At 69.1% G+C, this 14,298-nt stretch carries 15 protein-coding genes; 8 read left to right on the top strand and 7 right to left on the bottom strand.

Annotated features, from left to right (window positions below; translation table 11 throughout):
- Positions 1 to 25 precede the first annotated feature (25 nt).
- The gene (locus BM362_RS01655) at positions 26 to 631 is read right to left on the bottom strand and encodes a DinB family protein (protein ID WP_167545177.1); all 606 of its coding nucleotides are present in this window, start codon (positions 629 to 631) and stop codon (positions 26 to 28) included.
- Positions 632 to 709: 78 nt separating this feature from the next.
- Between BM362_RS01655 and BM362_RS01660 the strand changes: the two genes are divergently transcribed.
- Genes BM362_RS01660 through BM362_RS01670 form a run of 3 tightly spaced genes read left to right on the top strand, consistent with a single transcriptional unit; the run spans position 710 to position 3,484 of the window.
- The gene (locus tag BM362_RS01660; protein WP_093571965.1) at positions 710 to 2,086 is read left to right on the top strand and encodes an amidase; all 1,377 of its coding nucleotides are present in this window, start codon (positions 710 to 712) and stop codon (positions 2,084 to 2,086) included.
- Entirely contained in the window at positions 2,053 to 2,631 is a 579-nt protein-coding gene (locus tag BM362_RS01665) for a TetR/AcrR family transcriptional regulator (RefSeq protein ID WP_067594867.1), read from the top strand. Before BM362_RS01660 ends, BM362_RS01665 begins: the two co-directional genes overlap by 34 nt.
- Positions 2,615 to 3,484, top strand: coding sequence for an oxygenase MpaB family protein (locus BM362_RS01670; protein ID WP_244287011.1), 870 nt, complete (start codon positions 2,615 to 2,617; stop codon positions 3,482 to 3,484). The genes BM362_RS01665 and BM362_RS01670 overlap by 17 nt, the downstream gene beginning before the upstream one ends.
- Here BM362_RS01670 and BM362_RS01675 read toward each other — a convergent pair.
- Positions 3,460 to 3,996, bottom strand: a complete 537-nt coding sequence (locus tag BM362_RS01675; protein ID WP_208865122.1) for a CGNR zinc finger domain-containing protein — start codon at positions 3,994 to 3,996, stop codon at positions 3,460 to 3,462. The genes BM362_RS01670 and BM362_RS01675 overlap by 25 nt on opposite strands.
- Before the next feature lie 54 nt (positions 3,997 to 4,050).
- On the opposite strand from BM362_RS01675, the gene BM362_RS01680 reads away from it, so the two are divergent.
- The gene (locus BM362_RS01680; RefSeq protein WP_093571967.1) at positions 4,051 to 4,908 is read left to right on the top strand and encodes an alpha/beta fold hydrolase; all 858 of its coding nucleotides are present in this window, start codon (positions 4,051 to 4,053) and stop codon (positions 4,906 to 4,908) included.
- On the opposite strand, the gene BM362_RS01685 is transcribed toward BM362_RS01680, so the two are convergent.
- A complete protein-coding gene (locus tag BM362_RS01685; protein WP_093571968.1) occupies positions 4,867 to 6,306 on the bottom strand; it encodes an amidase in 1,440 nt (479 codons plus the stop codon). The genes BM362_RS01680 and BM362_RS01685 overlap by 42 nt on opposite strands.
- 169 nt (positions 6,307 to 6,475) lie before the next feature.
- Entirely contained in the window at positions 6,476 to 6,736 is a 261-nt protein-coding gene (locus BM362_RS01690) for a DUF397 domain-containing protein (protein ID WP_037712143.1), read from the bottom strand.
- Positions 6,737 to 7,217: 481 nt separating this feature from the next.
- On the opposite strand from BM362_RS01690, the gene BM362_RS01695 reads away from it, so the two are divergent.
- Positions 7,218 to 7,454, top strand: a complete 237-nt coding sequence (locus BM362_RS01695; protein ID WP_067594882.1) for a hypothetical protein — start codon at positions 7,218 to 7,220, stop codon at positions 7,452 to 7,454.
- Between the two features lie 344 nt (positions 7,455 to 7,798).
- Here the strand turns inward: BM362_RS01695 and BM362_RS01700 are convergent, their stop codons facing one another.
- Positions 7,799 to 8,647 (bottom strand): SAM-dependent methyltransferase, encoded by an 849-nt coding sequence (locus tag BM362_RS01700; protein WP_067594885.1) that lies wholly within the window; start codon positions 8,645 to 8,647, stop codon positions 7,799 to 7,801.
- Positions 8,648 to 8,767: 120 nt separating this feature from the next.
- Between BM362_RS01700 and BM362_RS01705 the strand changes: the two genes are divergently transcribed.
- Positions 8,768 to 9,922 (top strand): glycosyltransferase, encoded by a 1,155-nt coding sequence (locus tag BM362_RS01705; RefSeq protein WP_167545179.1) that lies wholly within the window; start codon positions 8,768 to 8,770, stop codon positions 9,920 to 9,922.
- On the opposite strand, the gene BM362_RS01710 is transcribed toward BM362_RS01705, so the two are convergent.
- On the bottom strand, positions 9,882 to 10,736 hold the full coding sequence (locus BM362_RS01710) for a helix-turn-helix domain-containing protein (protein ID WP_093571970.1): 855 nt from the start codon (positions 10,734 to 10,736) through the stop codon (positions 9,882 to 9,884). The genes BM362_RS01705 and BM362_RS01710 overlap by 41 nt on opposite strands.
- Positions 10,737 to 11,019: 283 nt before the next feature.
- Here BM362_RS01710 and BM362_RS01715 point away from each other — a divergent pair, with 283 nt between their 5' ends.
- Complete coding sequence (locus BM362_RS01715; protein WP_067594890.1) at positions 11,020 to 11,937, top strand: MBL fold metallo-hydrolase; 918 nt, start codon at positions 11,020 to 11,022, stop codon at positions 11,935 to 11,937.
- An 86-nt stretch (positions 11,938 to 12,023) separates the two neighbouring features.
- A complete protein-coding gene (gene gndA, locus BM362_RS01720; RefSeq protein WP_067594893.1) occupies positions 12,024 to 13,460 on the top strand; it encodes an NADP-dependent phosphogluconate dehydrogenase in 1,437 nt (478 codons plus the stop codon).
- Positions 13,461 to 13,515: 55 nt separating this feature from the next.
- Here gndA and BM362_RS01725 read toward each other — a convergent pair whose 3' ends face one another.
- Positions 13,516 to 14,238, bottom strand: coding sequence for a Clp protease N-terminal domain-containing protein (locus BM362_RS01725; RefSeq protein WP_093571971.1), 723 nt, complete (start codon positions 14,236 to 14,238; stop codon positions 13,516 to 13,518).
- Positions 14,239 to 14,298 lie beyond the last annotated feature (60 nt).

Genomic DNA, 14,298 nt, shown 5'->3' on the forward strand with positions numbered 1-14,298 from the left:
CTGGTGACGTGCAGTTTAGGTGGCGCTATCGAGCCGTGGCCGGGTCCGCGGCTTTGGCCGCCCGCTCGATTTCGGCCCGCCGCGCCTGCCAGAAGGCCGCGTCCCGGCCGCGTTTGGCCATAGCTTCCATGTCCATTTCGACCGTGCCGTCCAGCTGCTCGCGCAGGATGTCGGCGTGCCCGGCGTGCCGGCTGGTCTCGGTCAGCAGGTGGACAAGGACGTTGAACAACAGCACGTCCGGCCGTGGCCACCACGGCACGTGGCCGCGCGAATCGATGGCGAGAGCCGCGATCGTCGCGTCGGAATGCTCGCAGACGCGCTGGTAGCGGCTGGTGATTTCCTCGCGGGTTTCGTGCTCGGTCGCCCACAGGTCGCGACCGCGCTGTGCGAGGTCGTCCCACCGCGGGACCGGCTCGGGAAACGGACGACCGAAAACCTCGCCGAAGTACCGGGCCTCGGCTACCGCCAGGTGCTTGACCAGGCCGAGCAGGTTGGTTCCGGTCGACGTCAGCGGGCGGCGAATCGCGTACTCGGACAATCCGTCGAGCTTCCGGAGCATCGCCTGCCGGACCTCCTTCAGGTCGCTGTGCAGGTACTCCTTCGCGAAGTCATCGATCACGCCTACGAGCATGCCCGACCTCGCGGGGTGCTTTCCCGGCCGTCGCCGTGATACGTTCGTTCGAGCGAACGAGAGAACGGAGAGCCGCAGATGCCTTCCGCGACGACCGAGTTCACGACCCTTGCCGCCCAGGCCGCCGCGCTCGAATCCGGCGAGGTCACCGCCGTGGAGCTGACCGGGCTCGCGCTCAAGCGAGCGCACGCCAGCCAGCCCGTGCTCAATGCGTTTCGCGTGCTGCGCGACGAAGCCGCGCTCGCCGAGGCCGCCGAGGCTGATCAGCGCCGCGCCGGCGGTGACCGCGCGCCGTTGCTCGGGGTGCCGGTCGCGATCAAGGACGACGTGGACCTCATCGGCCTGCCCACCGCGTTCGGCTGCCCGGGCGAGTTCCCCGCGGCGACGGCGGACGCGCCCGCGGTCGCGAAGCTCAAGCAGGCAGGCGCGGTCATCATCGGCAAGACCAACACGCCGGAGCTGGGCCAATGGCCGTTCACTGAGGGAACCGCCTTCGGCGCGACGCGCAACCCGTGGCAGCCCGCGCACACGCCGGGCGGGTCGTCCGGCGGATCCGCCGCGGCGGTGGCGGCCGGGATCGTGGCTGCCGCGCTCGGGTCGGACGGCGCGGGTTCGGTGCGCATCCCGGCGGCGTGGACCGGACTGGTCGGCATCAAGACCCAGCGCGGACGGATCCCGACCGACAGCGAACTGTTCCACGGCCTCACCGTGCTCGGCCCGCTCGCCCGGACCGTCGCGGACGCAGCCACCCTGCTCGACGTCACCGCAGGCACCGGCACCACGTTCCACACCGCCGCGCGACGCGAACCGGGACGGCTGCGGATCGGCCTCTCCACCCGGATTCCCTTCACCGCCACCAAAACCAGGCTCGACCCAGTGGTCGAGGCGGCGGTGCGGAAAACCGCCGAGACGCTGGCCGGGCTGGGGCACGAGATCGTTCCGGTCGAACCCGGATACGGCCTGATCGGCCTCACCTTCCTGCCGCGCTCGCTCACCGGCGTGCGGGATTGGGCCCGCCGTGTGCCGGAGCCGTCCGCGCTCGACCCGCGCACTCGCAGCAACGCCCAGCAAGGCGGTCTGCTCGCCGGGCCTGCCTTGAAAGCCGCCCGTGCGCTCGAACCGGTGCTGCGCCGCCGGATCGGCGGGATGTTCGGCGACATCGACGTCCTGCTCACCCCGACCACCGCGACCCCACCGCCCGCGATCGGATCCTTCGACGGGCTTTCCGGCTGGCAGACCGATCAGTCGATGATCGCCGCGTGCCCGTACGCTTGGCCGTGGAACGTGCTGGGCTGGCCCGGGGTGAACGTGCCTGCCGGACTGACCGCGGACGGGTTGCCGCTCGGTGCCCAGCTGCTCGGCCCGTCGCATTCCGAGGAGCGGCTGATTTCCGTTGCCGCGCAACTGGAAGAGGAGCTGCGATGGCCGGACCGACGTCCCGAGCCGGGGTGGTGACCACGCGCGACGCGATCCTTCGCGCCACCCTGAAAGTGGTCGGCGAGCAGGGCGTCGGCGGGCTCACCAACCGGCGCATCGTCGCCGCGGCCGGGGTTTCGCTCGGCACGCTGACCTATCACTTCCCGAGCCAGACCGAACTGCTGCGCGAGGCGATGCTGCTATTCGCCGAGGAGGAAACGGCGAAGCTAGCAGGAATTGTCGAGGCCTACCGCGAACAGGGATTGAGCCTCGAACAAGCGGCGACCGTCGTCGAGCACGTGATCAAGCAGCTGCCCTTCGGCACGGACGAACTCGCGCCGCACGAGCTGTACCTGCAAGCCGCGCGCGACCCCGGGCTGCACGAGGCGTCCGCGAAATGCTTTGCCGCGTATGACGAATTGGCCATCACGATCCTCACCGCCCTCGGTCTGCCGGATCCGGAACGGGTCGCCGGTCCGGTGGTCGCGCTGATCGCCGGGCTGCAGTTGCGCCGCCTCGCGACTGGCACGGACGTTCCGGCTGCCGAGCCGTTGATGATGCTGTTGCATGGTGCGCGAGGCTGACCTGGCCCCGCCGGTCGTTCGCGGTACCGCGGCTTGGCGCTATTTCGGCGACTTCCGCGACGCGCTGCTCGCGGGGCAGGTGCTCGTGCTGCAGGTCGCGCATCCGATCGTCGCGGCCGGGGTGCGGGATCACTCGGACTACCGCGAGGACCCGTGGACCCGGTTGACGCGCACCGTCGCTTCGCTGTCGATCTACGTTTACGGCGGAACAAAGGGCGCGCAAGCCGAGGCCGACCGGTTGCGGAAACTGCACCGCTCGTTCACCGGCACCGCCGATGGTCGTCGATACAGCGCGCTCGATCCTGGCGCGTACGCGTGGGTGCACGCGACATTGGTGATGGCTCCCGTTGACGCACAACGATTTTTCGGTCGCCCAATGTCCGCTTCGGAGCTTGACGAGTACTACGCGCAGATGTGCGGCATCGGCCGGATCCTCGGCGTGCGCGAGCGGGATCTGCCGCCGACCTGGCCGGAGTTCGAACGCTACTACCGGGAGACGATCGCCGGGTTCGGTCCGAACGAGACGATCAGCACGCTGTTCGAGACCATCGACACGGTGCGGAAACCGTTCTCCCGCATGTCCGACCGCCGGTGGTCGAGACTCCAAAAAGGATACTCAAGCGCGCAGATGTTCCTGATCCGCGCGACAATCCCGTCCGAACTGCGCGCCCGCCTCGGTCTGCAATGGACCGAACAGGACGCACGCAGGTTCTCCCGCCTGTGCCGAGCGACCAGAATGCTCGCCACCTTGGTTCCGCCGCCGCTGCGGACTGTCCTCATGAGAGCGATCGGCAAGCTGAACGTGTGGTTGCGCGCGCACCCGTGGGCCTACCGGTTCTTCGTCCGCTCGTAATGCGCCCTGGCCTTCGCCCGGTTCCCGCAGCGGGACATCGAGCACCACTGCCGCGTCCGGCGAGGCGACGCGTCGACGAACCGCAAGCCACAGTCGTCCGCCGAGCAGATGCGAATGTCTGCCCCGCCGGTAGCGAGGTCGACGGCGTCGGCGGCCAGCACGGCGAGCGCCGTCGCCACCGGGTCTGCCGGAGCGGGTACTTCCCGCCGCAGCGCACCGCCCTTCACCAGCAGCCGGTCCGGTTTCGGGGCGGCCGCGAGCGCGTCGTTGACCAGCCGGACATCGGCGACCAGCGGTTTGGCGGTCAGCAGCCGGTTCACCGCCTCGCGTAAGTCCTTTGCCGCAGCCAGCTGGGCGGCGGTCGTCGACAGGCGGCCGAATCCGGCCAGCTCAAGCCATTCCGTCAGCGCGTCCGGGCCGGTCAGCAGCTCGATGCCCTCGGCGAGGTGCCGGGAGCGCAGCGTGTTCACCAGGTGCAGACACGGCCGTCCAGCGTCGAACACCCAATCCATGCCGCTCATTCTAACCATTGAAACCGGTGAGAACCCGCGCTACCGTCTAACCCCATGAGCCGGTTAGAAGAAGCCATGGCCCAAGTAGGCGACCTGCGTATGCACTACCTTCGCGGTGGCGACGGCCCGCCGCTGGTCCTCCTGCACGGCTGGCCGCAGACGTCGCACTGCTGGCATCGCGTCGCCGGGCCGCTGGCCGAGACGTACACCGTGATCGCTCCAGACCTGCGCGGATACGGGCGCACCGACAAACCCCGCACCGGCTACGACAAGCGGACGATGGCCGCCGACGTCGCGAAGCTGGCCGAGCAGCTCGGGTTCGACCGGGTCGCCGTCGCCGGGCACGATCGCGGCGGACGAGTTGCGCATCGATGGGCACTCGACCGTCCGGACCAGGTCGAACGGCTGGCCGTGCTGGACATCGCGCCGACGCGGGAAATGTGGCGTCGCCTCGACCGGGACCTCGGGAAGGCTTACTGGCACTGGCTTTTCCACCTTCAGCCAGACCTGCCGGAACTGCTGGCCGGGCAGAACATCGCCGCCTACCTCGGGTACTTCTTCGAGCGCTGGACCTTCCAACGCCAGGGGCTGCCCGCCGAGGACGTCGCCGAATATGTGCGCGCGTTTGAAGCACCCGGCGCGCTCCGTGCCGGTTTCGACGACTACCGCGCCTCCTTCCCGGACGACGCCGAACTGGACGACACTGACTACGCCGCCGGGAAGCGCCTCACCCAGCCAGTACTGGCGATGTGGGGCAAGGCCGGACTGCTCGGCAGCCTGCCCACGCTCGACATCTGGCGCGACTACGCGGACAACGCGACCGGCATCGGCCTCGAAGACTGCGGGCACTTCCTCCCCGAGGAACAACCCTCACAGGTCGTGGCGCATCTGCGGGAATTCCTGGCCAGCTAAGGGAATCCGCGCGAACCCGGCACCCACCGTCTGTTCGATCGCCGCACCGACTCGGAACACCGTGCCGTCGTCGTACTTGCCCGCGACCACCTGGACCCCCGTCGGCACGCCGGTGCTCGCCCAACCGGACGGCACGGCGAGCACCGGATGCGCACTGCCGACGTTGAACGCCGGGGTGAGCGAGGCGTCCGAGAAGTGTTCCAGCGCAACACCATCGACCATGACCTGCGCAGAAAGGTAATCCTCTCCAGCGGCGAAAGCGGTGGCACCGAGGGTCGGCACGACGAGTGCGGCAAAGCGCTCGAACACCGCGTCGAGGCGTTCGCGAATCGCCGCTTCGACGGCGCGGCCGGTTTCCGTGTCCACAATGTTCTCGACGCCTTTGCGCGCGAAAGCCTGGCAGTACGGGGTGATGACGCCCGGGTTCTGCCGGTCCAGTTCCAAGACCTCGGCGGCCAAACCGGTTCCGAAGTGCGCCCACAGGGCCTGTTTGACCATGGCGAGCGTCCAGTCGATCTCGATCTCGGTCACCACCGCACCGGCAGCCGCCAGCGCGTGCGCGACGGCGCGGGTGTTGGCGGCGACCTCCGAGGCCACCGGAAAATCGCCAGGCACTGGACAGCACGCGACGCGGAGTCCGCGCACGTCGCCCAGCTCGATACGAGCCGCGGGAAGCCGCGAGTGCGGGTCGCGCGGGTCTTCGCCCGCCATGACGTTCTGCAGCAGAGCGCAATCGGCGACGGTCCGGGCCATCGGGCCGTGGTGGTAGTAAGTATCCAATCCGGCGGGCGGGAGGACCGGGTTGCGCCCGTGCGGCGGCTTGAACCCCACGACACCGGTGAAGGACGCGGGCGCGCGGAGCGAACCGCCGATGTCCGATCCGGTGGCGAGAAAGGCGGTTCCGGCCGCCAGCGCCGCGCTCGAACCGCCGGACGAGCCGCCCGCCGCGGTCTGGAGGTTCCACGGATTACGCGTGGCTCCCCAGCGCCGCGTGTGGGACAGCGGCATGCAGCAGAACTCGGACGTCGTCGTGCGAGCGTGCAGAATCCCGCCGGCGGCCTGGATCCGGCTGAGCCCGATCGCGGTCTCCCGCGCCGCATGGGGCGCGCGCAGGAGGGTGCCTTCGGTGACGGGGTGCCCGGCCAGGGGCTGTTCCTCCTTCGCCGCGACCGGCAGTCCTTCGAGCGGTCTCGGCCGACCGCCGGGCGCATACTCCCGCTCCGCGGCGGCCGCCGCTCGCAGCGCCTGCTCGAACATCTGCTCGGCGAACGCGTTGACGTCCGGCTCGACCCGCTCCGCCCGCTCCACGACCGCGCGCATCAACTCCACCGGCGAGAGCTGCCGGGTCCGGAAGAGGCTCAGTGCTTCGACGGCGGGGAGGTAGTGGAGTGGGGTCATGGCGCGCTCCGCGAGATCGGGGCGCTCAACCTACTCGGCCGGCGACCCTCGCCAAACCGACATTGGACCCGCACCACCCGGCACCCACGGTGACGAGAGCCCATCCAAACTCCACCCGATCGAGTGACTGTTTGCGAATCGCTCTCAGTCGAGACCTCGTCGTGGTGGACTACTCACTCGGCGGCAGGTCGAACTGGCCAGCCTTGACCGCGACGAGGAAGGCGTCCCACTCGCCACGGTCGAACACCAGCACCGGGCTCGCGGCGAGTTTCGTGTCGCGCACGCCGATCAGGCCGGGACGGGAGAGGTTGACCTCGACACAGTTCCCGCCGTTGGGCTCGCTCGCGAACGACTTCGCCCAGGCTGCGGCCGCGAACAGCGACTCTGCCGTGTCCGGGTCGTAATCCTGGGGCGACGGATAATCCGCCATGGGTCGTCCACCTCCGAGCCTTGTGCAGGGCGTGCGTTCCGCTGCACGTCCCCGGCTTCTTTGCGTCACTACGGAGCAAACCGCAGGGCCAAGCGGGTGATCAACTCGACCCGATCTCGACATGAAGATTATTCCAGGAGTAGGATTAATCGCAGCGATCGGGGCGTCAGTGGTGGGTGAATGGCTTGCGACATTCAGCCCAACACCGGCAGCACCGGCCCGGGCACCCGGCCCGGGCGGCGGAACAGCCGCGAGACAACGGGAGGAGTGCGGATGCGAACCGACCTATTCGGACCGGCGAGCCCATCCGCCCGCCTCGCCGGAGTCGGCGCTGGTCCAGGTGCTGCGACGACCCTGCGGAGACACCGCAACGGAGCGGTTTCCCTGGTGCCCGGCGTTGACCCGCCGAGCGCGAACCACCCCGATCCGGCCGGCGCCGACCCGCGCCGGTTCCCGTTATCCGAACTGGGGGTGTGATCCCATGGCCGTCCGGCTCACCACGCTTTTCCGCCGTGAGGACGAACACACTCGCGGCCGGCGTGGGATCAATCACGAATTGCGCAACCGGTTCGGGTTCAGCCTGATCCAGGCCCCGCTGCGCAGCCCGATGATTGTGGACACCGAGATCGAAGTACCGGCTCCGCGCCAAGCGGACACCGGCCACTCCGCCCGCCGCCGTCGCGAGACACGAGTACCGCTGCTCCACGGGCTCGGCTGAGCCGAAACCCGCATCGTCCACGCTCCCCGGAATCCCTTGCCCGGGGAGCGTTTTCGTGTCCGCGTCCGGGGTTGTTCAGAGGTTTAGACCACTACCGGTCTAGACCACCCCGGCCGGCTGCGACCCGCATTGGTGCCTCAACTGCTCCCGCTGACGTACGCGGCCGGGCAGGGACAACCTCGCCACTGCGCCCGCAGGGGTTTCGTCCCGCCGACGGCCCGGAGCGCAACGCTGAGGGAGAAAGAGCCGCCCGGCACCTCTCCTCGACCGGCGTGCTCCGCGAAGCCTGACGAGCACCTCGCTACTGGGAAACCCCTCGGGCCGCTAACCGCGCGAAACCAGCGTCAGGGCTTGCGGCCCAGAGCGCAAATCCCGCCGCTGAACGAAGGGTCGTCCGACATCCGGTCCCCAGCGCTCGATTCACCCGCCTCCGGGTGCCAGTCCGACACCCACGAGATGCCCGGCTCCACGAGTTCCAGCCCGGAGAAGAACTCCGCGAACTCCGCCCGCGAACGGAAGTGGAACGGCGTGCTCGACTGCTGGTACTGCTTGTGGATCGCGTCGCGGCGTTCGCCGTCGTTCGTCGGCACGCCGTCGTCGGTCAGGTGCGAGGACAGGAAGTACGAGCCGGATGGCAGCAGCGACAGGTACTTCCGCACGATCTCCAGCGCAGGCTCGTCGCGGCCGATGAAGTACAGCACTCCGACCATGATCAGCCCGATCGGGCGCTTCGGGTCGAGTACGCCGGTATCGAGCGCGCGCGGCCAGACGTCGGCCGGGTTGCGCAGGTCGCCCTGCAGCACCGCGTGCCGGTCGGCGACGCCGTCGCGTTCCAGCAGGATCTGCGAATGCGCGACGGCCACCGGCTCGTTGTCGACATAGACACAGCGCGCGTTCGGGTTCACCGACGTGGCGATCTCGTGCACGTTGCCGACCGTGGGCACGCCGGAGCCGATGTCCAGGAACTGGTCGACGCCCTGTTCGGCCATGTACCGCACGCCGCGGCCGAGGAACTCGCGGCCCGCCTTGGCAATGGTCTTGATCATCGGAAAGGTCTGGGCCGCCCGTTCGCCGAACTCGCGGTCGATCGCCCAGTTCGCGGTGCCGCCGAGGAACCAGTCGTAAATCCGCGCCGCGTTCGGCCGATCGAGGTCGACGCCCTCCGGGGCTTCCGGATCCGGTGCCTGAGTCATCAGCTTCCCCTTCCGTGCGGGTACCAGTGTGCCCACTCGCCGCGGCCGCGCACCGCCGCCCCCTGGTACCGCCCGAAAATGCCACGACGCTGGGACGTTCGGGCCACTAGGTTGCGGTGGATGCGCGTACTTTTCTCCTTCGTCGGCGGTCGCGGCCACTTCGATCCGATGGCACCGGTCGCGCGAGCGCTTGCCGCACGCGGCCACACCGTAGCCGTCGCGGGCGGTGGTTCGCACGTGCCCGCGCTCGCCAAAGCCGGGTTCACGACCTTCGCGGTCAACGAGCCACGCGAAGTCGAGGCGACGCGGCAGCCGATGCCGCCGGTCGATCCGGCGCGCGACGACTGGGAAATCCGGGAGCTGTTCGCCCGCCGCGCGACGCGCGAACACGTGCCGGTGCTGCTGGAGCTGGCCCGGGAATGGCGGCCGGACCTGATCGTCCGGGACGAAGTGGACTTCTCCGCCGCGATCGCCGCCGAGGTGCTGGGCCTGCCGTGCGCCACCGTCCTGGTGCTCGCCGCGGGAACGTTGCTGCGCAAGGAACTCCTCGCCGAACCGCTCGCCGAGGCCCGAGCCGCGTACGGTCTGCCGGACGATCCGCGGCTCGAAATACTGACCCGCGGCCAGGTGCTTTCGCCGCTCCCGCCGTCCTTTCGCGACCCCAGTTCGCCGCTGCCGCCCGGCACTTTCTCGTTCCGCCAGGGAAATCCGATCGCGCCCCGGACACCTGCCGAGAAGCCGGGCGTGTACTTCACCCTTGGCACCAACTTCAACCTGGAGTCCGGCGACCTCATCGAGCGCACCCTCGCCGGGCTGGGCCAGCTGGACGCCGACGTGACCGCCACTGTCGGCACCCAGATCGACCCCGCCGAGTTCGGACCGCAGCCGGCGCACGTCCGCGTGGAACGGTTCGTGCCGCAGGCCGAACTGTTGCCGCGCACCGACTTGATGGTGTCGCACGCCGGGTCCGGCAGCGTGATCGGCGCGCTCTCGCACGGTCTGCCGTCGCTGCTTTTCCCGATGGGAGCCGACCAGCCCGGCAACGCCCGGCGCTGCGCCGCGCTGAACGTCGGCTACGCGCTCGACCCGGAAACGTCCACAGCGGACGAAATCCGGCAAGCCGCCGCGCACGTGCTCGCCGATCCCCGCTATCGCGAGGCCGCGCGGCGCATGCAGGCCGAGATCAACGCCCTGCCCGCCGCCGAGGAAACCGTGCCCGTGCTCGAAGCACTGGTCACATCATCTGCGAACGGTAGCTTTCCGCCAGTTCCTTGAGGAACTGGCGCGTCTCGCCTCGCTCCAAGGCGGCGCCGCGCAGCCGGTCCCACGAGTCCACGAAGATGTTGAAGTCCTTCACGTCGTCGAGGTACAGCCCGCCCGCGGAGTGTTCGATGTAGACGAAGTCGCGGGTGCGGTCCGGGAACCGCATGATCGTGAAGTCGTTGGGCACCGCGGCGAGTTTCGCGCCGAACGGCAGCACATGCACGTACACGCGCGGGTGCCGGTCGAGCGCGAGCAGGTGCTCCACCTGGTCCAGCATCACCGCGGGCGCGAACCCGCCGGGTGCGCGGCGCAGTGCGCCCTCGCTGATGATGAACCGGTAGTACGGCGGCTGCTGCTGGTCGAACACCGCCTTGCGGTCGAGCCGGTTGCGCACCAGCGAGGTGACGTCGGTGGCTCCCGCCTCGGTGAACTGCTTGAGCATGTAGTGCTCGGACTGCAACGGCCCCGGCACGCGCTCGCCGTGCCAGGTAAGGATCTCCGCGGCGGCCGGCTCAAGGTCGGTGAAGGTGCGGAACCAGTGCGGCACCACCGACCGGTAGCCCGACCAATGGCCGCGCTGCCCGGCCGCGGCCCGGGCCAGGTTCATCAGAGTGTCGGCTTCTTCGCCGTTGATCCCGAACGCGTTCAGCATGGTCCGCACATCTCCGAGCTTGACCCCCACCGCACCGGACTCGATCTTGTTGACCTTGCCCTGGGTGCAGCCGAGTACCTCGGCGACTTGCTGCTGCGTCATCTTCGCGGCGTTTCGAGCATGCCTGAGCTCATTGCCGAGCTGCTTGCGGCGCGAGGTGACGGTGCTCGCCATCTCCCCTTGCTCTCCTGGACCACTCCTGCCGACGGGCTCTCCGCCGGACCGCGAACTACGAACCACCCAGGCCACTGCGACCCAACGGAGTTCGATGATGACACCCGGCAGCGTTTCAGGAAATGCGCGAGAACGCCAGTCACCCGGCATGTCACCCTGCCGGAGCAGTGGATTCCGGGCGCCCCGGACATCTCGGCTACTCCATTCGGACCAAGCGGAGACTTCCGGGCACAGCTGAGCCGCAGGTCCCCCACATCGGCGGCCCTGGCGGCATAGTGTCGGCGTGATCGATCGATCCCCCGGCGCGGCGAGCGTCAAACAGCTGGCAGACGGCGCGTTCGGCTACGTCCAGCCCGACGGTTCCTGGTTCATCAACAATTGCGGCTTCGTCGACGCCGACGGGCACGCTGTGCTTATCGACACATGCGCGACCGAACGACGTACGCGCGCCCTGCTTTCGGCCGTCGGCGACACCGCCGGCCCGGTCACGACGCTCGTCAACACCCATCACCACGGCGACCACACCAACGGCAACTATCTGGTCGGCGGCGCGACCGTCGTCGGCCACCGCAAGACCCGCGAGACGCTGCTGGCCGACGGAATCCAGCGGTACGAGGGCGTCTTCACCGACAGCGAGTGGGGCAAGCTCGAACTGCGCGTGCCCGACCTGGTCTTCGACGACACGGTCACGATCTACGCCGGGCGGACCCGGATGGACCTCATCCACCCCGGGCACGCCGCGCACACCACCAACGACGTCCTGGTCTGGCTGCCCGGACAGCGCCTGCTGTACGCGGGCGATCTGGTGTTCAACGGCGGCAGCCCGTTCGCGCTGATGGGCTCGGTGGCCGGTTGGCGGGCCGCGCTGAACGTGATCCGCGAACTCGACCCGGCGGTCATCCTGCCCGGCCACGGCCCGGTGTGCGGCCTCGAAACGGTGGACGCGGTCGATGACTACCTGGAGTTCGTGCAGCGCGCGGCGGAAACCGGCAAGGCGGCCGGACGCTCGCCGCTGGACCAGGCGAAGGCGACCGACCTCGGCCGGTTCGCCGAGCTGACCGAGCAGGAGCGGCTGGCCGGGAACCTGCACCGGGCGTACGCCGAACTCGACGGCGAAGGGTGGGGTGCGCCACTCGATCTGGGTGCGCCGATGCGGGACATGCTGGCCTGGAACGGAGGCCCGATCCGCTGCTTCTCGTAAGTGTTCATCACGGTTCCAACCGGGACTGCCACTCGCGAGGGTTGACTAAGCTCGGAATCCGGCAGAGGCTTTCGGAAAGGTTTCGGATGAGCAAGAAGGCGAGCATCGGGGTTACCGGCCTCGCGGTCATGGGCCGCAACCTGGCGCGGAACCTGGCCCGGCACGGGCACACGGTCGCCCTGCACAACCGCTCCGAGGAGCGCACCCGCTCGCTCGTCGAGCAGTTCGGGGACGAAGGCGACTTCATCCCGGCGTACTCCGCGCAGGAGTTCGTCGACGCGCTGGAGCGGCCGCGGCAGATCGTGATCATGGTGAAGGCGGGCGGCCCGACCGACGCCGTCATCGAGGAGTTCGCGCCGCTGCTGGAGCCGGGCGACGTGATCGTGGACGCGGGCAACGCGCACTTCGCCGACACCCGCCGCCGCGAGCAGGCGCTGCGCGAACGCGGCCTGCACTTCGTCGGCACCGGCGTGTCCGGCGGCGAGGAAGGCGCGCTGCACGGGCCGAGCATCATGCCCGGCGGGTCGAAGGAGTCCTACGAGTCGCTCGGCCCGCTGTTCGAGGACATCTCGGCGAAGGTCGACGGCGAACCGTGCTGCACGCACGTCGGCGCGGACGGGGCCGGGCATTTCGTCAAAATGGTGCACAACGGCATCGAGTACGCCGACATGCAGCTGATCGCCGAGTCGTTCGACCTGCTGCGCGGCGCGGCGGGCTACTCCCCGGCGGAGATCGCCGACGTGTTCGGCACCTGGAACACCGGGCGGCTCGACTCGTACTTGATCGAGATCACCGCCCAGGTGCTCAAGCACGTCGACGGCGCGTCCGGCAAGCCGTTCGTCGACGTGGTCGAGGACGCGGCGGAGCAGAAGGGCACCGGCCGCTGGACCGTGCAGATCGGGCTCGACCTCGGCGTGCCGATCAGCGGCATCGCGGAAGCCGTGTTCGCGCGGTCGCTGTCCGGGTCCACCGGCTTGCGTTCGGCCGCACGCGGTCTGGGCGGCCCGACGCGCACGCCGCTGACCGGGTCGGCGCTGGAGACCTTCGCGGACGACGTCGAGCAGGCGCTGTACGCGTCGAAGGTGGTCGCGTACGCACAGGGCTTCAACCAGATCCAGGCCGGTGCCGCGGAGTACGGCTGGGACATCGACCTGGGTCGCGTCGCCGCGATCTGGCGCGGCGGCTGCATCATCCGGGCGAAGTTCCTGAACGACATCACATCCGCCTACGCCGCGGAGCCGGGCCTCCCGACGCTGCTCACCTCCGGCGGCTTCCGGAAGGCAGTCGAGGACGCGCAGGACTCGTGGCGTTCGGTCATCTCGACGGCGGTCCGCCTCGGCATCCCGACGCCCGGCTTCTCGACCGCGCTGGCGTACTACGACGGCCTGCGCGCGGACCGGCTGCCAGCCGCGCTGGTGCAGGGACAGCGCGACTTCTTCGGCGCGCACACCTACCGGCGGGTCGACCGCCCCGGCTCGTTCCACACGCTGTGGGCCGGGGACCAGTCTGAGGTCGAAGCCTGATCTTGGCGCTGCGAGAAGGGCTCTCCCCAATGTGTTGGGAGAGCCCTTCTTTCGGTCAGTTGCGCAAGGTGCCGAGGATTTCCGCGAGATATTCCCTGATTTTCGTTTCGGCCTGTTCCTTGTCGACCCCCAGCGCGGCAAGGACTTCGTACCCCGCGCCCTCGCCCTGTTCGAGGATGCCGAGCAGAATGTGCTCGGTGCCGATGTAGTTGTGCCCGAGCCGCAGGCTTTCCCGGAGGGTCAGCTCCAGCGCCTTCTTGCCCGCCGGAGCGAACGGCACCGGATCCGGCGCGTTGTCGACCGGTGCCGGCAGCCTCGCCTCCGCGGCTTCCTTCACCGCCGCCAACGTCACGCCCTGGGCGACGATCGCGCCCGCAGCCAGCGCGTCCGGTTCGGAAAGCAGGCCGAGCAGCAGGTGAACGGTGTCGATCCCGGGGCTTTCGCTCTCGATAGCCGCCTGCTGAGCAGCGACGACGACGTGCCGCGCCCGTTCGGTATAGCGGCCGAACGTCCGCTGGATCCCGCCGGGGGAATCGTCGCTCTTCGGCACGAATCTTTTCTGCGCGGCTTGTTTGGACACACCCATACTGGCCCCGATGTCGGTCCAGGAAGCCCCGCTCCGGCGAGCCTGGTCGACGAAGTGGCCGATCAGGTGGTCAGCGACGTCCCCGAGGTGCTGTCCGACGTAGACGGCGTCGGTGAGCTGGGCGAGGGCGTCTTTTTCGTTGTTGGCCTTGATGGCGCCGATGAGGTCGTCGAGTTTCACTGAGTCGGTCATGTCGTCAACTGTAGGTTGACGACATCCGTGCGTCAACCTTGGGTTGACCAGGTTGAGACC

This window comes from Amycolatopsis rubida, assembly GCF_900115345.1.
In the GTDB taxonomy this organism is placed as follows: domain Bacteria; phylum Actinomycetota; class Actinomycetes; order Mycobacteriales; family Pseudonocardiaceae; genus Amycolatopsis; species Amycolatopsis rubida.

Coding starts and splice junctions, on each gene's coding strand:
- BM362_RS01655 (WP_167545177.1), bottom strand. CDS start 631: ATGCTCGTAGGCGTGATCGATGACTTCGCGAAGGAGTACCTGCACAGC.
- BM362_RS01660 (WP_093571965.1), top strand. CDS start 710: ATGCCTTCCGCGACGACCGAGTTCACGACCCTTGCCGCCCAGGCCGCC.
- BM362_RS01665 (WP_067594867.1), top strand. CDS start 2,053: ATGGCCGGACCGACGTCCCGAGCCGGGGTGGTGACCACGCGCGACGCG.
- BM362_RS01670 (WP_244287011.1), top strand. CDS start 2,615: ATGGTGCGCGAGGCTGACCTGGCCCCGCCGGTCGTTCGCGGTACCGCG.
- BM362_RS01675 (WP_208865122.1), bottom strand. CDS start 3,996: ATGGATTGGGTGTTCGACGCTGGACGGCCGTGTCTGCACCTGGTGAAC.
- BM362_RS01680 (WP_093571967.1), top strand. CDS start 4,051: ATGAGCCGGTTAGAAGAAGCCATGGCCCAAGTAGGCGACCTGCGTATG.
- BM362_RS01685 (WP_093571968.1), bottom strand. CDS start 6,306: ATGACCCCACTCCACTACCTCCCCGCCGTCGAAGCACTGAGCCTCTTC.
- BM362_RS01690 (WP_037712143.1), bottom strand. CDS start 6,736: ATGGCGGATTATCCGTCGCCCCAGGATTACGACCCGGACACGGCAGAG.
- BM362_RS01695 (WP_067594882.1), top strand. CDS start 7,218: ATGGCCGTCCGGCTCACCACGCTTTTCCGCCGTGAGGACGAACACACT.
- BM362_RS01700 (WP_067594885.1), bottom strand. CDS start 8,647: ATGACTCAGGCACCGGATCCGGAAGCCCCGGAGGGCGTCGACCTCGAT.
- BM362_RS01705 (WP_167545179.1), top strand. CDS start 8,768: ATGCGCGTACTTTTCTCCTTCGTCGGCGGTCGCGGCCACTTCGATCCG.
- BM362_RS01710 (WP_093571970.1), bottom strand. CDS start 10,736: ATGGCGAGCACCGTCACCTCGCGCCGCAAGCAGCTCGGCAATGAGCTC.
- gndA (WP_067594893.1), top strand. CDS start 12,024: ATGAGCAAGAAGGCGAGCATCGGGGTTACCGGCCTCGCGGTCATGGGC.
- BM362_RS01725 (WP_093571971.1), bottom strand. CDS start 14,238: ATGACCGACTCAGTGAAACTCGACGACCTCATCGGCGCCATCAAGGCC.